At 62.6% G+C, this 20,503-nt stretch carries 21 protein-coding genes; 9 read left to right on the forward strand and 12 right to left on the reverse strand.

Annotated features, from left to right (window positions below; translation table 11 throughout):
* Window positions 1-77: 77 nt before the first annotated feature.
* Window positions 78-545 carry a hypothetical protein gene (locus AB0H42_RS33085; RefSeq protein WP_357063117.1) on the reverse strand — a complete coding sequence of 156 codons (468 nt, stop codon included), beginning with the start codon at window positions 543-545 and terminating at the stop codon, window positions 78-80.
* A 9-nt stretch (window positions 546-554) separates the two neighbouring features.
* On the opposite strand from AB0H42_RS33085, the gene AB0H42_RS33090 reads away from it, so the two are divergent.
* On the forward strand, window positions 555-695 hold the full coding sequence (locus tag AB0H42_RS33090; protein ID WP_357063119.1) for a hypothetical protein: 141 nt from the start codon (window positions 555-557) through the stop codon (window positions 693-695).
* 16 nt (window positions 696-711) lie between these two features.
* Here the strand turns inward: AB0H42_RS33090 and AB0H42_RS33095 are convergent, their stop codons facing one another.
* The gene (locus tag AB0H42_RS33095; RefSeq protein ID WP_357063120.1) at window positions 712-1,173 is read right to left on the reverse strand and encodes an Rrf2 family transcriptional regulator; all 462 of its coding nucleotides are present in this window, start codon (window positions 1,171-1,173) and stop codon (window positions 712-714) included.
* Window positions 1,174-1,279: 106 nt separating this feature from the next.
* On the opposite strand from AB0H42_RS33095, the gene AB0H42_RS33100 reads away from it, so the two are divergent.
* Entirely contained in the window at window positions 1,280-2,020 is a 741-nt protein-coding gene (locus tag AB0H42_RS33100) for an SDR family oxidoreductase (RefSeq protein WP_357063180.1), read from the forward strand.
* A gap of 49 nt (window positions 2,021-2,069) precedes the next feature.
* Window positions 2,070-3,044 (forward strand): saccharopine dehydrogenase NADP-binding domain-containing protein, encoded by a 975-nt coding sequence (locus AB0H42_RS33105; protein ID WP_357063122.1) that lies wholly within the window; start codon window positions 2,070-2,072, stop codon window positions 3,042-3,044.
* 75 nt (window positions 3,045-3,119) lie between these two features.
* On the opposite strand, the gene AB0H42_RS33110 is transcribed toward AB0H42_RS33105, so the two are convergent.
* On the reverse strand, window positions 3,120-3,467 hold the full coding sequence (locus tag AB0H42_RS33110) for a nuclear transport factor 2 family protein (RefSeq protein ID WP_357063124.1): 348 nt from the start codon (window positions 3,465-3,467) through the stop codon (window positions 3,120-3,122).
* A gap of 294 nt (window positions 3,468-3,761) precedes the next feature.
* On the opposite strand from AB0H42_RS33110, the gene AB0H42_RS33115 reads away from it, so the two are divergent.
* From AB0H42_RS33115 to AB0H42_RS33125, 3 genes are all read left to right on the forward strand, one after another.
* Window positions 3,762-4,394 (forward strand): TetR/AcrR family transcriptional regulator, encoded by a 633-nt coding sequence (locus AB0H42_RS33115; protein WP_357063125.1) that lies wholly within the window; start codon window positions 3,762-3,764, stop codon window positions 4,392-4,394.
* Window positions 4,387-4,746, forward strand: a complete 360-nt coding sequence (locus tag AB0H42_RS33120; RefSeq protein ID WP_357063127.1) for a hypothetical protein — start codon at window positions 4,387-4,389, stop codon at window positions 4,744-4,746. Before AB0H42_RS33115 ends, AB0H42_RS33120 begins: the two co-directional genes overlap by 8 nt.
* Before the next feature lie 223 nt (window positions 4,747-4,969).
* Window positions 4,970-5,800, forward strand: coding sequence for a helix-turn-helix transcriptional regulator (locus tag AB0H42_RS33125; protein ID WP_357063128.1), 831 nt, complete (start codon window positions 4,970-4,972; stop codon window positions 5,798-5,800).
* A 284-nt stretch (window positions 5,801-6,084) separates the two neighbouring features.
* Here AB0H42_RS33125 and AB0H42_RS33130 read toward each other — a convergent pair whose 3' ends face one another.
* The 6 genes from AB0H42_RS33130 to AB0H42_RS33155 all read right to left on the reverse strand — a co-directional run bounded on the left by AB0H42_RS33130 (window position 6,085) and on the right by AB0H42_RS33155 (window position 12,603).
* Entirely contained in the window at window positions 6,085-6,984 is a 900-nt protein-coding gene (locus tag AB0H42_RS33130) for a TIGR03619 family F420-dependent LLM class oxidoreductase (protein WP_357063130.1), read from the reverse strand.
* A gap of 276 nt (window positions 6,985-7,260) precedes the next feature.
* Window positions 7,261-8,679: an aldehyde dehydrogenase family protein gene (locus AB0H42_RS33135; protein ID WP_357063132.1), complete on the reverse strand. Its 1,419-nt coding sequence runs from the start codon at window positions 8,677-8,679 to the stop codon at window positions 7,261-7,263.
* A gap of 84 nt (window positions 8,680-8,763) precedes the next feature.
* Window positions 8,764-9,234, reverse strand: coding sequence for a nuclear transport factor 2 family protein (locus AB0H42_RS33140; protein WP_357063133.1), 471 nt, complete (start codon window positions 9,232-9,234; stop codon window positions 8,764-8,766).
* 161 nt (window positions 9,235-9,395) lie between these two features.
* Window positions 9,396-10,157 (reverse strand): SDR family oxidoreductase, encoded by a 762-nt coding sequence (locus AB0H42_RS33145; RefSeq protein WP_357063135.1) that lies wholly within the window; start codon window positions 10,155-10,157, stop codon window positions 9,396-9,398.
* 79 nt (window positions 10,158-10,236) lie between these two features.
* Window positions 10,237-11,385, reverse strand: a complete 1,149-nt coding sequence (locus AB0H42_RS33150; RefSeq protein ID WP_357063137.1) for an LLM class flavin-dependent oxidoreductase — start codon at window positions 11,383-11,385, stop codon at window positions 10,237-10,239.
* A gap of 36 nt (window positions 11,386-11,421) precedes the next feature.
* The gene (locus AB0H42_RS33155) at window positions 11,422-12,603 is read right to left on the reverse strand and encodes an LLM class flavin-dependent oxidoreductase (RefSeq protein ID WP_357063139.1); all 1,182 of its coding nucleotides are present in this window, start codon (window positions 12,601-12,603) and stop codon (window positions 11,422-11,424) included.
* A 514-nt stretch (window positions 12,604-13,117) separates the two neighbouring features.
* On the opposite strand from AB0H42_RS33155, the gene AB0H42_RS33160 reads away from it, so the two are divergent.
* Both AB0H42_RS33160 and AB0H42_RS33165 read left to right on the forward strand, forming a co-directional pair.
* On the forward strand, window positions 13,118-13,624 hold the full coding sequence (locus tag AB0H42_RS33160; protein WP_357063141.1) for a flavin reductase family protein: 507 nt from the start codon (window positions 13,118-13,120) through the stop codon (window positions 13,622-13,624).
* Window positions 13,621-13,995, forward strand: coding sequence for a VOC family protein (locus tag AB0H42_RS33165; RefSeq protein WP_357063142.1), 375 nt, complete (start codon window positions 13,621-13,623; stop codon window positions 13,993-13,995). Before AB0H42_RS33160 ends, AB0H42_RS33165 begins: the two co-directional genes overlap by 4 nt.
* Before the next feature lie 985 nt (window positions 13,996-14,980).
* Here the strand turns inward: AB0H42_RS33165 and AB0H42_RS33170 are convergent.
* The 3 genes from AB0H42_RS33170 to AB0H42_RS33180 form a co-directional block, all read right to left on the reverse strand.
* A complete protein-coding gene (locus tag AB0H42_RS33170; RefSeq protein WP_357063143.1) occupies window positions 14,981-15,622 on the reverse strand; it encodes a TetR/AcrR family transcriptional regulator in 642 nt (213 codons plus the stop codon).
* Window positions 15,623-15,694: 72 nt separating this feature from the next.
* Complete coding sequence (locus tag AB0H42_RS33175) at window positions 15,695-17,614, reverse strand: NAD(P)/FAD-dependent oxidoreductase (RefSeq protein WP_357063145.1); 1,920 nt, start codon at window positions 17,612-17,614, stop codon at window positions 15,695-15,697.
* Window positions 17,615-17,853: 239 nt separating this feature from the next.
* A complete protein-coding gene (locus tag AB0H42_RS33180) occupies window positions 17,854-18,801 on the reverse strand; it encodes an alpha/beta hydrolase (protein WP_357063147.1) in 948 nt (315 codons plus the stop codon).
* 472 nt (window positions 18,802-19,273) lie between these two features.
* Between AB0H42_RS33180 and AB0H42_RS33185 the strand changes: the two genes are divergently transcribed.
* Complete coding sequence (locus AB0H42_RS33185) at window positions 19,274-20,413, forward strand: LLM class flavin-dependent oxidoreductase (protein WP_357063149.1); 1,140 nt, start codon at window positions 19,274-19,276, stop codon at window positions 20,411-20,413.
* Window positions 20,414-20,503: the final 90 nt, after the last annotated feature.

Genomic DNA, 20,503 nt, shown 5'->3' on the forward strand with positions numbered 1-20,503 from the left:
GCTATGACAAACTCGCTGTCCGTTACCTGGCCACGGTCCGCGTCGCCGCAATCAACCTGTGGTTATCCGGCCACGGCTTATGAAACGCGGCCTAATCCGTGCCGCGGTGGTGGTGCGCGATAACCTGTGTCCGCGTGTGCGCACCCCCTCGTCGGTGGGGTCGAACCAGATCGCCCCAGGAAGTGCTGGGTCGCGTCGAGGCGGCCCATGAGACCGCCGACGGACTCCGCGATGCTTTGCGCACCGCGCGCGAGCACTCCCGTGAATGCCTCGCCCTCTGGGATGTAGCTCTCGAAGGTGTTCTCGAGCTCCGCCGTGCCCGTGAACGCGTTGGCGATGTGCTCGAAGCGACGACCGTCCAGTGCCCCGACGTATCCGAGGATGACAGCCCGGATCTGGGCCTCGTCGTGCGCGTTGATCTGCTGAGTGCTCTGTGTCATGGTCCAGTTCTTTCCTTGTAGCTCCTGGCTCGGGAGACCGAGGGGGTGGTTCCAGTTGGCGAACAGCACGTCGTTGGCGGGCTGGGCGTCGATGTACTCGTCCACGCGGGTGATGTGGCCGTCGAGGAGCGTGGCGACGAAGACGAAGCTGTTGGCGTACTTACGCCGGTGGCCGAGACGGCTTCGACGTGCCCGATCACGGCGACGTTGTCGCCGTCCGCGATCGTCGAGGTGATCGTCGGGTTGGCGCCCTGAGGGACTCTCGGGCCGATCAGGGCGAGGAATCGGCGATCCGCGCTTCGGACAGTGCTAGCGCGTCGCGGAGCACGTCGGCGACGGTGACCTTCTCCAGTTCCGCGCGCAGTGCCCGTTGGGCATCGCGGTAGGTGTTGGCGAGAACGTTGTGGATGCCGTACCCGACGTAGCACTCAGCATCAGGCGGGGCCGCAGGGAGCGCGAAGAGCTCCCCCTCGCCCACCGCGCGGTAGACGTCCAGGAGGGTGATCTGGCTCGCGTCGCGTGTCAGCTGCCATCCCGCAGAGCGACCGCGGCTTCCGTCTACCAGACCGGCGGCCCTGAGCTGGCCGAGCGCGCGCCGGATCACCACCGGGTTGGTGTTGACGCTGGTGGCGATCCGCTCGGAGGTCGCGATCTCCTTGTCGGTGCCGCGGCGGTCGTAGGCAATCCACGCCAGGACATGGACAGCCACGCTCATCCTGCTGTTCGTGCTCATGCGCCGGTCCCACCCTCATTTGACGTAACTGGAACGGTTACATATCTTAACATGTAACAGTGCTAGTTACATTAAGTTCTGTGGGTCCCGCAGAGGGGAGCACGTGGTGCAGCAAACACTTAAGGACCAGCAGGCAGTGGTCACCGGAGGTGGCCGCGGGATCGGCGCAGCCGTGGTCGAGCGGCTGGCGGCCGAGGGCGCGTACGTGACGTTCACGTACGCGTCGTCGCACGCGGCCGCCGATCGGCTGGTGGCCCGGGTGGAGGAGGCCGGCGGGCGCGCCCGGGCGGTGGCCGTGGACAGCGCCGACCGGGATCAGCCGCGCCACCTCGTCGAGGACTCCTCGTCTTCGGGTGGACTGGACATCGTCGTGGCCAACGCCGGCGGAGGGACCATCAAGCCGCGGGGCGAACTTGACGACGCGGCGAACGACCGCATGATCGACGTGAACGTCCGCGGCACGGTTGATCTCATCCGGTTCGCCGTCCCCCACCTTCGCCCTGGAGGTCGGGTTATCACGATCGGTAGCGCCAGCGCGCACTACATGCCCGACGACGGAACGTCGGTCTACGGTATGACCAAGGCCGTCGTGGCGGGCCTGGTCCAGGGCCTGGCGCGCGAGTTCGGGCCCCGGCAGATCACCGTGAACAACGTCCAGTCCGGACCGGTGGACACGGATGCAAATCCGGCAGACGGCCCGGCCTCCGACGGGCTGCGTTCCCTGATTCCCCTCGGGCGATTCGGCACCACGAGCGAGGTCGCCTCACTGGTTGCCTACCTCGCCAGCGACGCCGCACGCTTGATCAACGGGGCCTCGATCGACGTCGACGGCGGCTACAGCTCCTGACACACCAGCCGCCGCCAGACATGCCGATCACGCCAGAAAGAAGAGAGATGTGAACAAGCCAGTACTGATCTACGGGGCGACCGGCTACACGGGCCGGCTCGTCGCCACGCACGCCCGCGACCGCGGACTGCCCATCGTCGTCGCCGGGCGAGACCCGGAACGCGTCGACGTGCTCGCCGCGTCACTCGGAGTACCGGGCCGCGCGTTCGACCTCGTCGACCCGGAACGGATCGTCGCGGGACTGGACGGGGTGGCCGCCGTCCTCAACGTCGCGGGACCCTTCCGCGAGACCGCCGAGCCCCTGGTGCGGGCCGCCCTGGCCTCGGGCGTGCACTACCTCGACACGACCGCCGAGTTCTCCGTCTACGCCCTGGCGGAGTCGGTGGGTGCCGACGCCGTACGCGCCGGGGTCATGGTCATGTCCGGTGTCGGATGGGACGTCGTACCGACCGATTCGCTCGCCGTCCACACCGCGGCTCGCGTCGCGAACCCGGACCGCATCGCGATCGCGCTGCGGATCACGGGCGGGTTCTCGCGCGGCTCGCTCGCCAGCGCCGCGGGCATCGGCGACCTGGGCGCCCTGGTCCGTGAGACCGGAACGCTCACCACGCTGCCGGCGTCAGAGACCCGCAAGTTCGACCTGGGTCACGGCCAGGAGGAGTACACGCTCGCGCCTATGGGTGACTCGATCACCGCCCGGCGTTCCACCGGGATCGGGAACATCCGTGTCTACCTGCGCACCGACGAGGGCTTTCCCTCCGCCGACAGCGCAAAGGACGGCCCGACACCCGAAGAGCGCGCTGTCGGACGCTATGCAGCCCTGGTCGAGGTCACCGGGCGGGACGGAGAGGTAGCCCGTTCGGTGATCAGCACCTCGACCGGCTACACCTTCACCCAGCACAGCTCCGTCGAGATCGCGCGGCGCGTTGCGGAAGGCGACTACCAGCCCGGCTTTCAGAGCCCTGCCTCGGCGTACGGACCGTTGGCGGCGTCTATCGCGGGCACGCGCGTCACCGACCTCTGAGACGTCGGAACGCGGCGTCGTCCGGGGCACGATCACTGACCCGGACGCCGCCGCCCAGACATCACCCATCCTCGCCTACCGGCGCAGGTCGGCTCGCACGCGCGCGATCTTGCGCTCGGTGTTCAGCGTGACATCGAAGATCCCGCCGATACGCCGCTCGGGGAAAGTGCCGGTGAACTCGACCTCGACGTGGAGGTACCCGTCACGTGGCTCGGTGCTGATCAGTCGGGTCTGGGTGTTGTAGCCGACGAAGTAGGACTGGAAGTACTCGTTGATCCCCGCGTGCTCCTCGAAGACCTCCCCGACCGAGGGGTCGTCCAGGACGGCGTCGTCGGTGAAGAATGCCAGGTAGGTGGCGGAGTCGTGCGTGTTGGTCGCGGCGATCCACTCGGCGATGGTGGGGTCGTGCTCGGTGCTGGGCATGTCGTGCTCCTCGGGGTGGGCCCCGACGCTGACGGGGCGATGGGTATGGCGTCTGGGTTGAGGCGAACGGCCGGGCTCAGGGCGCCCTCGTGGTCGTGGGAAGGGCGCAGTCCGGCCGACTCACAAGCTAAGACTGCGGTGGCGCGGACCAGTCGGGAAGGGTGGGTGAACCAGGGAGGACTGCACCCCTCTCCGCCCGTATCCTGCCATGACACGGCCCCTGAATCTGTGGCAACATGTTTCTGTACCGAGCGTTAAGAAAATGGGCGAGCGGCAGCTGAGCAGAAGGTGACCATGGCTGGACCGGGCAGACCGCGCGCATTCGACACGGACGAGGCGCTGGACGCCGCGGTGGAGGTGTTCTGGCGGCGCGGCTTCGCCGACGCGAGCCTGTCGGAGCTGGCCGGGGCGATGGGGATCAACAAGCCCAGCGTCTACGGAGCGTTCGGCGACAAGGCCCAGCTGTTCCGGGCAGCGCTGTATCGGTACGTCGAGCGGAACATGGGGTACGTCACCGAAGCCCTGGAACGGCCCACGGCGCGGGAGTGCGCGCAGTCGTTCCTCGTCGGCAACGCGCTCGCCGTGACCATGCCCGGGGGACCAACCGGCTGCCTGTCGGTCCAGGCCGTCGCCACGCCGGGCGACTCGGGTGAGTACGCCGTGCTCGCGGAGAACCGCGCGACGGTCCAGAGGCTGTTCGCGGACCGGTTCCGGCGTGCGATCGCCGATGGTGACCTGCCCGCGGATGAGGACCCCGATGAGCTCGCCACCTTCCTCATCACGCTCAGCAGCGGCTTCGCCGTCCGCGCCGCCGACGGGACCCCGCGGGAGTCCCTGCTGGCCATGGCGAACCGAGCCATGGCCGCCTTCCCCCAACCAACGGTCGACCCCTCGGCCACCACCTCGAAGGAGAACTCCCATGGCTGAACCCACGACGTCGCTCACCGCCGCCCGCGAGCAGGCTCTCGCCGTCCGCTCCCTCTACGAGGTCTTGGAGGAGCGGTTCAACGGTAAGACGTGGTCGTTGCACGAGCTGATGATCGGCTTCTCCAACGATGTCGGCTACATCGGACGCCTGCTTCTGGCCCACGACGGCACCTGGGGCATCGAGGGTGACCCGCGCGCGGAGCTGGAGCACAAGCTCGCCGAGTCGATGTGGTGGACGTTCGTCCTGGCCGACAAGCTCGGCATCGATATCGACGAGGCCTACGCCCAGACCATGGACCGCATTCGCTCCGGACTGGAGGCAACCATCGCGCGTACCGAGCCCGTCAGGTGACAAGGCCACCTCCTCCGAACCGGTCGAGGAGATTCAGAACTGGTACCCGAGGGCGCAAGACCCGTCGAGATCGCCGACTTCTACAGCGTCGACCCGGTCCCGTCCTTGCTCTACCGGGTCCTTTCCCGGGCTCCGGGCAGATCTGCCCGGCGGCCGCCCGAGCCGCGAGGCGGGGAGGACCGCACCCTGCCTGAGCCCGCCGAGCGCGGCTAGCGTGAAGTACATGGCGACATCACCCGGCCCCCTCGGCGAGTTCCTCCGCGCCCAGCGCTCCCGCCTCACGCCCGCCGACGTCGGTCTGCCCGCCGTCGGCGCGCGGCGCGTCGATGGGCTGCGGCGCGAGGAGGTGGCCGTGCTGGCCGGTGTCAGCGCCGACTACTACACCCGGCTCGAGCAGGGCCGGGAACGTACCCCGTCGGCGCAGGTCGTGGACGCCCTGTGCACCGCTCTGCGGCTCGGCCCGGACGCCTGCGAGCACACCTTCCGCCTCGCGAAGCTCGCACCCTCCTCCCGGCCGGAGTCCGGACCGGTCAGTCCCGAGCTGCTTCAACTCATGGATGCCTTCCCGCACGCCGCCGCCTACGTCGTGGACCCCGGTTTCCAGATCCTCGCCGCGAACACCACGGCCAAGGCGCTTCTGGGCCCGTCGCAGCTGGCCCTCGGGGCGTTCGACTACCTGTTCGTCGACTCCACCGCACGCACCTACTTCGCGCACTGGGACCACGTCGCCCGCGCTGCGGTCAGCGCCCTGCGTCTGGCCGCGGGCTTCGCCAACCCCCACCCGGCCGTCCCTCCGCTCGTGTCCCGCATGCTCGCAGGGTCACCGGAGTTCGCTGCGTTCTGGGCGAACCAGACCGTGGCAGGCCTCAGCCTGACCGAGAAGGTCATCAACCACCCCGACGTCGGCCGAATCACCCTGACCTACCAGACGCTCGACGTCCGCGAGGCACCAGGACAACAGCTCACTGTCGCGACCGCCCCCGTAGGAAGCCCCAGCGCGGATGCCCTCTCCCTCCTGAACACGGTGGTGGCTACCCGGTCCACGCACCCATGAGTGTGCGAACCTCCGGGAGGGGCGGGCCGCGACACGGACCTTGGAACTGGTTCACCACCGATCCTCGAGCCGACCGATTCGCGGGGGAAGGCACAGGCTTCGTGAGTGTCGCGCTCTCAGGATCGCGCGGCCCTCTCGAAGGGCACGTGGACGGGCATCGTCCCTGGTGTGCACAACACCTCGTCGACCTCTGCTGGGTGTAACAGTGGGACCGGCACACCCCGATCGAGGAAACCCTGCCCATAACGACTGCGATCCCAGAACGAGCCGCGCAATGAGCGGATTCATTCGACTCCGGGCGCAACTTCGGTCATGAAGTGGTCCATCGACCGCGTGATGCCATCGATCGTGACATCGCTGGTCCTGAACAGCACAAGCCGGTCCGCCCCGGCTTCCCGATAGCCCCGAACTTCCTTGATCGCTTCTTCAGTGAAGAGCCGATCTGTGGCGAGCTCGAAAGAGCCGACCGTGATCTCGACATCGGCGGGATTACGGCCGGCATCGAGAGCCGCCGTTCGCACCAGGTCGATCAGGGGCGGCAGCTCCTGCGGCGACCCAAGCATCGGATAGAAGCCGTCTGCGATCTTGCCCGCCCGTTTCGCAGCCGCCGCTGAAGCGCCACAGATGATCACCGGCGGACCACCCGCCCGGGTCGGCTTCGGGTAGCTGATTGCCTCAACGACCCGAGTGAACTCGCCGGCGATGGTGGGTGCAGCCTCTTGCCACACCCTGCGCAGCGTGGTGATGTGTTCGTCCAGACGGGCGCCTCGACGGGCAAAGGGCACACCGAGTGCTTCGGACTCCTCCGGAAGCCAGCCGGCTGCAACTCCGAGCAGGAGGCGGCCACCGGAAAGCTTGTCGAGTGTTGCCGTCTCCTTTGCCAGAAGCAGGGCCTGACGTTGCGGGAGAATTACCGCGCCGGCACCGAGATTGATCGTGCCAGTGGCACCGGCAACATAGGATAGCCAGATCAGCGGGTCTGGAATTGGAGTCCGGTCAGGAAACGGAAGGCTACCATCCGGAGTGAACTGGTAGAGAGTGTCGTGCTTCGGGATGACCGCATGCTCACCGATCCAGACCGACTCGAAGCCTAACTCCTCCGCCGTCCGGGCCGCCGGAACCACATATTCCGCAAAGCCGACTCCATTGTCCAGGCCATGGCCGAAAATTACACCGTACTTCACAGGATAAGACTTCTTTCGTAGCAACGAGAACAGGTGCATCGGACGCTTTCGACGTCGCCGATGGTGGCAGAATTTCGCTGTCGATGATGTTGCTAGAGATGGTGCTGACGAGGATTTCTACGAATTCGGTGTCGTTCTAGGTGTATGAGGCCGCGACGGCCCTCGATGGTGAGCGGGGCTCATAGCGCAATCTAGATGCCGCGCAGTGAATTTCGACGAGGCGCTTTATTTCCTGAATCGAACGAACGTCCCGTCGAACTTCGGCGTACTCATCGGCTACAGCTGGATGGCCTTCATCTGGAGAAATTCTTCCAACCCTGCGACGCCCAGCTCACGCCCTATTCCGGACTTCTTATAGCCGCCGAACGGTGCTATCGGATTGAAACGTCCGCCGTTGACGTCCATTTGTCCCGTCCGCACACGGCGCGCGAAGTCGATAGCGCGGCGCTCGTCCGTGGACCAGACGGCACCGGACAGTCCGTACGCGGAGTTGTTCGCAATGCGTAGGGCCTCCTCCTCGTCGTTGAATCGAATCATGGACAGAACGGGCCCGAAGACTTCCTCCTGGGCGATGGTCGAGTCGGGGTGTACATCGGCAAGAACTGTGGCGGAAACGTAGTGACCGCGGTCCTGGCCTACTGGGCGCCCGGGGCCGCCTGCCACCACACTTGCGCCCTCGCCAATGGCGACTCCGATCAGGCGTTCGACACGCTCTCGTTGTGCTGCCGAGGCCATCGGTCCGAGTCGGGTAGCAGGATCGAGAGGATCGCCTGGAAAGTACGAGGCGGCCACCGACGCCGCAATTGCGAGGGCCTCGTCGTATTGATCGGCGTGGACGAGCATCCGCGTCCACGCCATACACGTCTGGCCACCGTTGAGGAATGCGTTGTGCACTCCGACCTTGACTGCTTTCGCTAGGTCGGCGTCAGGCAAGATCACGCTCGCAGATTTCCCACCGAGCTCGAGAGCGGTCCTCGTGATGTTCGCGGCGGCCAGTTCGCCGACCCGCTTGCCGACGTTCACCGATCCGGTGAACGACACCAAGTCCACCTCCGGGTGACCAGCGATTGCCTCACCCACTGCTGCCCCATGTCCGGAAACCAGGTTGAACACGCCCGCCGGCACTCCTGCTTCGTGAAGGATGTCGGCGAATAGGTAGGCCGCTGTCGGTGCCAGTTCGCTGGGTTTGAGAACGATGGTGCATCCCGCTGCCAGTGCAGGCGCCACTTTGCAGACGATCTGGTGGAGCGGGTAGTTCCATGGGGTGATCGCGCCGACCACTCCTGCGGCTTCCCGTACCACGAGCGAGTTTCCAACCTTGTGTTCGAACTCGAAGGATTCCAGCAGATCGACGTAACTGTCGACAACTGTCTTCGGCAAGCCGGCCTGAATGGGTCCGGCGATGCGCATGGGAGAACCGACCTCGACGGAAATTGCCACGGCAAGTTCTCCCGTGCGGCGGGCGATTCCGTCACTGACACGCTGAAGCAGCTCTTTGCGCTCGCCGACTGTGCTGCGCTGCCATGATTCGAAGGCCGACCGCGCAGACGCCACTGCCTTCAGAACATCTGCCCGGGTGCCAGCGGGCACCGTTCCAACCACTTCCTCGGTAGCGGGGTTCTCTACCTCGATGACTTTGCTGGAAGAGCAGTCGACCCACTCGCCACCAATGTACATTTGATCAAAAATGTTCATTCAGAATATCAACTTTCTATGGAATTGCCTGTAACTGCGGGGCAGAGGCCGATCGGCCTGCAATTCGAGCGCTCCCGATCGAGATCAGCGGACGAGGGGTGAGGCGATACGCTTGAGATGCCGGGAAAGATCGCCAATTCCGTCACAGGTGAAGCGGCGTACATCGAATCGCCAGATTCCGTGTTCACAGACAAATGTGTCATCGTAGGCGCCCTGGAAAATGATCTGAGGTACTGATTCAGGTGCTGCCTGAAAGACCACCACATAAGAGACGGCTGTGGCCGAGGCGAAGTCCTCGGAGAGCTTGATTTGGAAGTTCGACAGGACGTGCCTGGTCTTGGGAACTCCGTCATAAAGAAGCACCAAGCCCTCCAGAAACTTCGTCGCAGCAGCCGCTCCGGTAATTGGGGAAGCTGGGTCGTAGAACCAGGTTCCCTTCTCGAACAACCTCCCTGTTCGGGCGAAGTCTCCTGCGTCGATACTGTTGCAGTATTCGATGATAAGGTTCGTGATGTCGGCCTCGGATACCAACCGCGCTACATCCAGATCAATCATGACTTTCTCCCATTACTGTGAGTGCACGATCGCTGGTGCGTCGTGCGATTGACATACTTGTGCTGTCGATTTCGCGGCTGGTTCGGAGTCCGCTTCATGAGGGATGGAACGCCTTCTGGAAGTGCTTGGCCCCAATGTCTGTACTGCTGGGCGGTGAGCGCTCAGACGGCTGATAGCCCGCCATCGATGGGGAGCACGGCTCCGGTGACGTAGGATGACTCGCTCGACAGGAGCCACACCGCGCCGGCCGCGACCTCTTCGGGGCGGCCGATCCGCTTGATCGGAAGCAGCTCGGCTACACCCCCGAGATTCGGGTTCGCGGCGTTCGATTGCTTGAACCCAGGCGTCAGAATGGCGCCCGGCATGATGCCGTTCACGCGGATCCCGTCCGCGGCGTAATCCATCGCGGCTGCGCGGACAAGGCCATTGACGCCGGCCTTAGCCGAGACGTAGTCGGAACTTCCGGGAACTGCCTTCACCGCTGCGGTCGAGGAGATCGCGACGACCGACCCGGCCCCCTGCGGCTGCATCGCTGTGATCTGGTGCTTGAAGCACAGGAACATTCCCTGTAGCGACACCGATTGGGACTTACTCCAGTGCTCGGCCGTGATCTCGTGAACGCGCTTGTTTCGCGGCAGGTAGGCGGCACAGTTGAGCGCGCCCGCAAGGGGGCCGAACGCCCCGACGGTCTCAGCGACTGCCGCCTCGACGCCAGCCTCGTCGGAAACGTCGACGCGAAGAAACTTTGCCTTACCAGGCCCAGCGGCGGCGAGTCGCTCTGCGGTCGCCGTCCCGTTCTCGACGTCGAAGTCGGCGACCACTACGTTCAACCCCGATGCCACGAGATACTCGGCTGCCGCAGCTCCGATCCCCACAGCACCGCCGGTGACGAGATACGACCCTTCCGAAAATGTGAGCTTCATGCGTGCCTCCTACGGCATGTTCGTAAACCAGGCCTCATGCGAGTCAAAGCTGTTGGATCTGTGCGGGGGTACGGCCACGTCACCATGAGTACTTACGGGTCTCCGGTGGTTGCCAGACACCGGCGTCCAGTAGATGCGGCAGTACAGGAGTGAAGGTTTGCAGTTCGGCGGCGCTCCACAGCGGAAAGTTGACGAACACACCCGTAGCGTTGGTATTCTGCTTGAGCGAAATAAGCTTCTCAGCAACCTGTTCGGCCGTTCCTACCAGGTGAATTGTCGATCCTGCAGATCCGAAGGTGCGCGCGGCTTCGTCCTCTCCCATTTTTGCGAAGATGCCCTGCATCGACTCGACGCCCCCGACGATATCGGCGGCGAGTTCCTTCGTCGCTGCAAGATTGATGGACGCAGTCAGACGGTCCCACTCTTCCTCTGCTTCCCCCTCGCCTTCCCGCACGATGCTCACGCAGAACGCTGCTGTGGCCACGGACCGACCCAGGGGCGCGGTCAGCGCCTCCAGTCGTTCGTCGACTTCGCGGACGCGGTCCTCGTTCTCTGCCATCATCAGCATCATGTCGGCGTAGCGGGCGGCAAAAGCACTGCCGGCGGGTGAAGCACCCGCGTTGATCAAGAACGGATGAGGCTGTTGAACCGGACGGGGCGCCTTCAAACGCCCTGCCGCAGTGTAATTCTGACCGCGATGGTCAATCGGCTCGAACTCCGACCACAGCAGCTTGACCACGTCCACGAACTCGGCGGCTCGACGGTACCGCTCGTCGTGTTCGACAGGCTCGTCACCGAACAGTCCCGCTTCTTGCTCGAGGAAACCAGTGACTATGTTCCATCCCCAACGCCCGCCACTGAAGGCGTCGAGTGTTGCGCCCATTCTTGCGATGTGGGCCGGGTGATGGTAGCTGGTGTGAATGGTCGAGATGACTCCGATGTTCTCGGTGACCGCGAACAGAGCCATAGCCAATAGGGCCGCATGATAACTGGGGCCCTGATGTTTGCTTGCTTCCGAAATCCGCTGATGTCCGGACCAATTGTCTGCGATGAACAGCGAGTCGAAGCCGACGAGTTCTGCTGCTTGCGCGAAATCGACGAGATTCTTGCGCGTCATCGGTGGAGTTCGACGCACCGCCTCGTCGGAGAGCAAGAAGGTAGTTTGCCCGGCGGGAAAAAAGCATCCAAGGTGTAAGTGGCTGCTATCTGGCGGGCGCAGTTTGGACATGCTGTCTCCAGGTATCTCAGTAACAACTACATGCCGCTACTTCAGGTTGGTCGGTTCTGGTTCTCCGAGTGCCCGGGCGATGCTGATGCGTTGGCCTCGGCCCAGTTCGTCACGGTTGTCTTCGGACCATTTCTTGCTCCGTATGGGTGCGTCGAGCTGCCCCTGAAAATGAGGTGCCACCTGCTCGGCGAACAGCTCGTAGGAACGTAGAGTCGAGTGCCAATCGGCCCACTCATGGTGTCCGAGAAGGAAAGCGCCGAATCCGCCACGCGTCTGTTCACGGATGTGCGTGATCTGTTCGACGACCTGTTCGGGAGTTCCGATCACACCCATGCCGGAGTCGATAACGTACTGGATTCTCTCGTCGGTCGTGCTGATCCCCAGCGAACCGTAATATGCCGATGCCTGCGTGTACTGCAGATAATCGAAGAATGCATCGATTCCGTGCCGGACGTCGTTGCGTGCTTGCTCTTCGGTCTCGGCGACGTGTGCGTAGCCGACCAGACGCCACCCGTTCCGGTCCGGGGCGTGACCAGCCTTTGCTGCCTCGAGGCAGTACGTGTCCCAGGCTCCCGACAAGACCGAATCGGACGTCTTTGCCGCCGAGGTTGCACCCAAGGTCAGCAGACCGAGTCCGTGGCGTCCAGCGATCCGCGGACCCGTCGGGGTGGCGGTGCCCGCCACGGTCATCTCGAAGTCCGAGTACGGTGTCAGGTGCAGGTGAGCATCGTTGAGTGTGTAGCGATCGGTCTTCGCTGTTACCCACTCACCGTTGAGCAGGTCCACCAGCACCTGGGCATCCTCCGCGAAAGCCTCACGCTGAGTTTCTTGCTCGAGGCCGATCATGTGAGCGTCTGTGGTGAGCGCGCCCGGTCCGATGCCGAGAATAACCCTGCCCCGAGAGATGTGATCGAGCAGTGAGAACCGATCCGCCAGCAGAAGAGGATTGTGATACGGCAGTGACACCACACCACTGGCAAGTCTGATGTTGCTCGTACGCGCTGCTACGTGTGACAGGAAAAGCAATGGGTCGCCGATGATCTCGGCGCCGATCGAGTGATGTTCGCCCATCCACAACTCGTCGAAACCCAGCCGGTCCAGATGCTCGGCGAGAGCGATATCGCGATGAATCAGAAGGTTGGGGCTCCGACCGATGGGAAGGTGAAACGGTGCGCTGAAAACCCCGAACCGAAGATGATCGCGTTTGCGTCGAGCCATTGTGGAACTCCTCTTGAGATGAGTTGGGACGGGCAGAACACCGCCTGCAACACCAGTCTGCGAGTCTCGGAATCACCGAGTAAGCGCTTGCTCAGTTGAGCGCGCGATCGCTAACATAAGTGATTGTCGGTTGAGCAAGCGCTTGGTCAATTTGAGCAACCGCTTGCTCAGTCAAGCCCTACCGGCGCTCGATGTCAAGAGCCTAATGCGATCCACCTCACATAATCTACCCCCCAGGGCGTCCCACACCCATAGGCTCGCGCGTCGACACTCGGGCGGCAACGCGATCATCGTCGGCCGACCAAATCGGCGCCCCGTGCGCTGTGACCTGTATCTTGCGGGTCGGCTGACTCTGTCGAGCGCTTGGGATGATCTTGAAAGGTGACATGTATCGGCGCGACGTTCACGCAATTTCGGCTTCGGCAGGCTTGACAAGCGGCTGCTGTATGGACACTATCAAGGAACTAAGCAAGCAGTTGCTCGGTTTACCGGGTCGATCGAAGGAAGATGTGCCATGGCATCTGAACAATTGGTGGCCGGACTTCAGCAATCCTTCAAAGAAGTCATGTCGAACGTCTGCACCCCTGTCAGTGTTGTGACAACGATTGTCGACGGGCGCCCGCACGGAACTACAGTAAGCGCATTTGCGTCCCTGTCGATGGGGCCTCCCATGATACTCGTTGCACTCGATGAGCGGTCCGATTTATTGAGCGCCGTGCAACGCACCCGTCGTGTGGGGGTGAACATACTGGCGAGCGAGCAGGCAGGATTGGCAGGGAAGTTCGCCACGAAGGGTATTGGCAAGTTCGACGGTGTCGCCTGGTCCGAAGACAACGGGCTGCCGCGGTTGAGCGACGCGCACGGCTGGTTGGCCTGCGAGGCTATCGACTTCGTGAAGGGCGGCGACCACGTCGTCGTGATCGGAAAAGTAAGCGTCGCAGACACGATAGAGTCATCGCCGCTCACCTACTATCAGCGAGGGTTCGGAACGCACGCCGCGGCACTGGGCGGCCGGCCATGACATCCCATGACACGCCTGCTACACCTGACAAAGCCTCGATCGGAAATGTCCTCTACCCTGTCGCCAACGTCCAGGCAGCAGCTGAATTCTATGAGGGTGTGTTTTCCATCGCGCGACTGTTCGTCGATGGCGACCGATACGCTGCCCTCCGCGCCGGTAACGTGAAGCTGGCGCTGGCCGGTGAGTCCGAACAGATCGCGGATGTGCCATCCGCCTCCTTCAAAGTCGCAGATGTCCGGCGGACGCTTGATCTGGTGATCGCCAGCGGGGGAGAAGTAGTGCGCGGCCCCGAGGACGGACCGCACGAGGTGCGCGCTGCGGCGCGCGATCCCTGGGGGAATGTCTTCATCGTCTACGGGCCGCTGCCATGACCTATGAGCCTACGACTTTCCCCTTGTGGCAGAGTGGCGCGTTCTGATTGCTGGTGCCGTGTCACGCAATGGTGAGTAGGTAATCGGGCCGGCCGGATCTTGGAGCCGACTGCGAAGTCGCGCATAGATCCGGCATGCTCGGTTGCGCCACCGATGGCCTGCGGCGTACCGCATCTATCTTCTTCGACATAGGCTCCGGCTCCGTCTCGGGCAATGATCTCGATCCCTGGATTTGCCGACAGTCATGTCGCCGAGGTGCCGGCCCCTCGATCGCCGAGGAAATCGATCGGGGCGATGCGTGGCCATATCCAGCAGGGCGGTGCCGTGCCTGCGGCCGCGTCCGACAAGGAAATCGCCGACACCCAGGAATTACGCACATCGACCGGCGGATCGGGCCTACCACGGACCAGTCGCAGCAGAGTGTCGCGGCTGGCCGACAACCCGAGCCGCCGCGCCAAGTGTGCACCGGCGCGTCCGGCCAGGGCCGGCCTGCAACAACAGCCTGTACGACGACCCGTTCGTGGTCGCTCTGGATATCGCTGATCACCACAAAGTGAAGTGCAGCAGAAACCTTCGAACAAGATCACCAGCGCACCGGTGCAGTGATACCAGCAGCAGGGCTGAGCGGCGATACTCCCAGTAGCGCCATCGCGATTCCTGCGCCAGAACCCTTCCCCGTGGCCACCGCCATCGAACGGGAACCGTATCTATGTGGTGGTCAAGGTACCAACAAGCATTGCACCCTGAGGTTCACGCCCACCTGGATCAGCAGGCGAGAGAATCGAAGAGCATGACGCGCATAACCGATATGCAGCCACGGTGGCGGCTTCGAATGCTGACTTCGCATAATTGCTGGGAAAACGAAATCCCTGATATGCCTGAATCGGACTGGAATCGATCAAGTGACCCTGCGGCGACCGCAGGGTCCAGACCCAATTAGCTCGTGCGGCACACCGAGTTTCTTCAGGAGTAAACTAAGAAAATCTCAGGAATGAAGTCCATCGATGATAATGATCGTGTATTGGTCCGCGATCTGCCCAATGGAGTACTCCCCATCCGGGTTCAGCCAGTGGACCGCAGACAGTACCGCCCCCATGATGATGCGGTATGCCATATCCAAGTCGAAGTCCGACCGAATCAGCCCCTCTTCGACGCTTTGATCCAAGACGTCACGCCACACTACCTTCCGGATCTCGTTGTACCGGTTCAGTAACGGCCTGAACGTGTCGATGTGCTTGAGTTGATTAAACTCGTTCTGGAGAATCCTGGCGACGTTGGGCTCGTACGCCACGAACGAAAGTGCCACTTCGAAGAGATTGCGCAGCCGGGCTCTCGAATCGTCGGTGCTCACCTTGACGTTCAGGTATTTGACCAGCAATCCGTCCATAGACCGCTCGAGAATCTCCAGCAACATTGCATCTTTGGATAAGAAGTGGTGGTAAAGACTCCCCGACAGGATCCCGCACTCTGCACCAATGTCACGCACGCTCGTGTTTGCGTACCCCCGGTCGGCGAAGACCTGGCTTGCTGTAGCCAATATCTCGGCCCGACGTGTACTGTCTTGGACCCCGGCTCGTCGGCCACGGGGTTTAGCTGCGCTCCTCGAATGCACCGGACTATCCGACATATTTCTCGCCTATTCTTTAGTTTGCTACCAGCCGTAACAAGACTGTAGCAAGCGATTGCTTCCAGTAGCTAGTCAGATTGAACGGATCGCGCTGACTCTCTTCGTGGCCGAGGCGCGGTCGGTCACGAAGTCATCGAGGTCCGCATCGTGTGTCATCGACCAGTAGTCGACCAGGCGCCAGGGAAGGGGGCTGAAGACACGCCCCTTGGAGTTCCGGTACCAGCTGGTCACGCCCGGGTGTGACCAAACGAGCTGATCGTGCGCAGAGTCGATCTCATCGTTGTAGCGCGCGTAGACGTCGGGACGGACATCCATGGAGTCGTAGCCGGACTCGAGCATCTGAACCAGGCAACTGGTGACGTATCTTATTTGGCACTCGATCTGGAAAATGATGCTTCCGCCGTGCGCGAGATTGGTGTTGGGCCCGTATAGGCAGAAGAAGTTAGGGAACTCCGGCACAGCAACTCCGAGGTAGGCGCGAGGGTCGTCGACTCCCCATACATCTCGGAGATTTCGGCCCCCGCGCCCCATGACCTCTACCGAGCTGAGCATATTGGCGGCGTCGAAGCCCGTGGCGAAAATAATGGCATCTGCACAATAGCGCTCGCCCGCGGTGGTGAGTAGATCGTTGCCTTCAATGGAATCGACGCCTTCGGTTACGAGGGTGACATTGTCTCGGCGCAGGGCTTTGAACCAGTCGTTGTCGATCAAGATTCTCTTCGCATACGGAGGATAATTTGGAAGAGTCTTCGCGATCAGGTCCGGTCTGTCGACGAGTTCCGATTCCAGGTAGGCTGTCAGCTGCTCGCGATGCCGATCGTTGTGGCGGTTGATAGAGCGCTGAGAATGGGGCCATTCGGGATCGCGGCGCAGGCTGTCGAGCAGCGAATCGCCGAAGCGCCAGAAGAGCTGGAACCGGTACCATCGGGCATAATGAGGAATATTTTCGAGACACCACAATGCCTCGGTAGAAACCGTACGGTGGTAGTCCGGATTCGGACGAACCCAGGCGGGTGTTCTCTGGAAAATCGTTACGTGTTCGGCGTTGTCGGCGACCGAGCGTAGCAACTGAATCGCGCTCGCCCCGGTGCCGACAAGAGCAACTCGCTTGCCGCTGAGGTCGAGGTCCGGTGTCCAACGGGCCGAATGCACTGCAATTCCGGGAAATTCGACCAGACCCGTGAAGTGAGACTCGTTCGGCTGATTGAGTTGCCCGACAGCCGTGATGACAGCGTTCACTGAGAACTGTTTCTCTCCGCCCGGCCCGACAGCCCTGACAGTCCAGGACTTCTCTGTGTCGTCCCACACTGTCGACTTCACTACTGTGTCGTACTCAATTCGATCCGCAATCCCGTGACTGGACGCCACCGATTTCAGATACCGAAGGATTTCATCGCGCTTGGAAAAATACCTGCTCCAATCCACCTTTGTCGCGAATGAGTAGGAATAGAAGTGATTTGGTGTGTCTACGCCGCTATCGGGATACCCGTTTTCGAACCAGGTGCCTCCAAGATCGGGATTCTTCTCGAGGATCCGGAAGTTCAGACCTAGCCGCTGCAACTTGGTTGCAGCCGCAATGCCCGCGATACCTGACCCGATGACAAGGACCGTGAACGAGTTCGCAGCAGAGGGGGATCGGGGCGACCGCCAGTGTACGTCGCGGTTGGATACCCCCATCTCTTCCATGAACATCGGAACGTATTCGTCGCCGACGGTCTCTCCTACGCACACGCTCATCATCCGGCTCAATTTCGCAGCGTCGAGATCAGGGCTGTGGGCTGGTGGGTGGTCGAGCATCCGCAATGCGGCCCGGCGAACCACTGCCTGAAGTTCTGCGGATAGTCCGCCGGTGTCATCGCCGAAAAGCTGCGTTTCCCGGGCCGGCAGGAAAGGCTCCTGAAGCCACCGATCCTCACCGGTGACCTGGGCAAGGCACATCAGAAGCGTCGGGACCGACGCGTGTTCGAGTGCTTGCTCACGCGATATGTTCATGAATATCTCCTGACGCTGCTGTCCGCAGATCGGTCGGGGAGTCCGAACGCGCTCGGCGCTTCGGGTCGATAGCTCCAGGTCGATGGAGTCCTGCGCCCATGGTGCGGGCTGCACTCCTACGGATCGTAAGCTAGGGCCAGTTAACAAGCAAGCGCTCGGTTGTTATTTGGTCCCGTGTGGGTATGCGGGGCACGTATCGTTGGACTATCTGACCGAAGAGCTGAGTGCGGCCTACCTGGTCACGGCAATGAGAGCCCTGCGCGCAGTACCTCGATGCGCTCATCGGTCTCACGCCTCGAGATGGCCGCTCGATGAATGAGGTTTGAACCGTGGAATGTTCCCGGAAATAGGTGCAGTTCGGTCCGCACTCCGCTATCGATGAGGCGTTGGGCGTAGCCGATCCCCTCGTCGCGCAGCGGATCGAAGGTCATCACCGAGAGGTAGGTGGGCGGCAGATTCGACAGTTCTTCGGCGCGGGCAGGCGCGGCGTACGCTGGTGCAGGGGTGCCGGGTGCGTACTGGGAGCCTAGATATGAGCGCCAGCTCGTCGCCGTCATCGAGCGGGTCCACATCGGTGTATCAGTGAACTCCCGCATGCTCTTGGTCTCGAGGCGGTCGTCGAGGAGGGGGCACCCAAGGTACTGAAAGAGGACCTGCGGCCCACCTTCGTCTCGCGCCAGGAGCGCCAGCGCGGCGCACAGTCCAGCACCCGCACTGAATCCGTGCAGAGCAACATCCACCGCACCGTCGTCGTCCTCATGCCCTCCCGATTGCACCCAGTGCAGCGCCGAGTAGCAATCGTCGATCGCGGCCGGGTAGGGATTTTCGGGCGCCAACCTGTAGTCCACGCTCACGACCGGGACATTGAGACGACGGGCGATGCGAATGTTGACCGCATGATTCATCGCGGCCGATCCCATCGTGAACCCGCCGCCGTGCACATCCAAGACGCAAGCGCGCCTCGCTGGAAGGTCGGGCGTGTAAACAGTGACCGGAACGTGGTTCGCGCCACGCCTGCCCGGAGCTTCTCGCCGTGTGACGGTCAGGCCCGACGAGTCGGGTTCCGGCAATCGGGACATCGCGTCAGCGAGACTCTGTCTGCTCACTCGCAGATCGGGGTCATCGAGTTTCGGCAGTAGGGTTAGCTGGTCGCCCAGTTCTGAGTCCACTGCGTAGTTCGAATTCATAGCTTCTCCTCCTGGCGCTGCTCAGGTTGACGGCGCCTTGGCGGCGCCCCGTCGCGGCAACGGGCACATTACCAAGCAATGGCTTGCTTGGTAATGGTGGAAACCGTGTGCGCATCGCGTCGAATCGCGCTGTAGAATGTGCCCGCGGGCAGTCTCCGCCCGCCGCAACAACGAGGGACGACTCCGTCGAGTCTGCTCGCTCGCGGATCGGACCAGCGCGTTCAGGCGGTAGAGTTGGCTGGCCGCCCAACTGTGAGTCCAGTGCGTAGTTCGAACTCATAGCTCTCTTCCTGGCGCCGCACAGGCTGCCGGCACCTTGACGACACCCCCCATCGTGGCTAGGGTCACATTACCAAGCAATGGCTTGCTTGGTAATGGTGGAGACCGCGTGTGCATCGCGTCGATTCGCACTGCAGGACCCGCCCGCGGACAGCTTCGCCGCCCGCCGCAACAACGAAGGAAGGCTCCGCCAATGCAATTCGGCAATCTCTTCACGCAGCAGACGCCCGACATCACCTATAGTCACGGCGATCGACTCAGGGAGACCATCGAACTCACACAGCTCGCGGAGAGTCTCAACTACGACTCCATCTCATTCGCGGAGAATCACTTCTCGAACTACGGCTACAGCCCCAACCCGATACTCCTCGCCGCCGCGATCGGACAGCACACCGATCGTATTCGACTCGGCAGTGCGGTTGCTGTGCTTCCGTTCTGGAATCCGATTCGCCTTGCCGAAGATGTGGCTACGGCCGACCTGCTGCTCGGCGGCCGCTTCGAATTGGGAATCGGCCGCGGCTACCAGCACATCGAGTTCAACGGCCTGGGCCTTCCGTACGAGGAGCGACAGGACATGTACGCGGAGGCGCTCGAGTTCCTGCTCGGTGCTTGGACCTCCGACGAGTTCACATACCAGGGCAAATACTTCAACGTGAGCAAACCGATCAACGTGCTACCCAAGTCGTTCACCAAGCCCCATCCCAAGATCATGATCGGCGTGGCTTCCGAGAGTTCGGTACGTGCCGCGGCCTCTACCGAGTTCCGAGTGTTCGGTACGAGTCTGGCAAAGGTGAAGAAGGCGACCGGCAATGACAGGTCCGCAGCGAGCGAGGGTACGGAGAAGTCCGCGGATGAGTTCTTCGGAGAGTCCAGCTCACACCACGAGATCTACCTTGCCGAGCGGAAGCGCCTCGGGCTCTCCGGTGATCATTGGGTCAACGGCATGAACCGGCAGGTTTACGTGACATCCGCTCGCCGCGGTACCAAGGAGTACGAGTCCGAGCGCAACGATGCCCTCGTTCGCTCGCGACTACTGACCCGCATGGGCTACGGCTTGCGAACCGAGATCATCGAGGTCGAGCGCGGTCGGCTTATCGCCAAGCCGCAGCCGGGCGACCCATCGCTCGAGTCGTACCTCGAACACCTGGTCTTCGGAACCCCCGATGAGGTGACTGCACAGTTCCGCGATCTTGCCGACGCCGGCGTTCAGGAAGTCAATCTGATGATCGACTACGCAGGAATCCCCTTCGAGAAGGCTCGTTCCTGTATGAGCCTGTTCGGGGAAGAGGTCATCCCCGCCATGAAGGAGTCCGAGAACGTCACTGCCAAGTGAACGCGGCAATCGACCCTCCGCCCGTTCGTCGACCGTCGGGTACTCAGTGCAGGCACACGATGGTCGCCACCTTGGTAGGAATGAACGAAT

It is taken from the genome of Nocardia sp. NPDC050799, assembly GCF_040654015.1.
Classification (GTDB): Bacteria; Actinomycetota; Actinomycetes; order Mycobacteriales; family Mycobacteriaceae; genus Nocardia.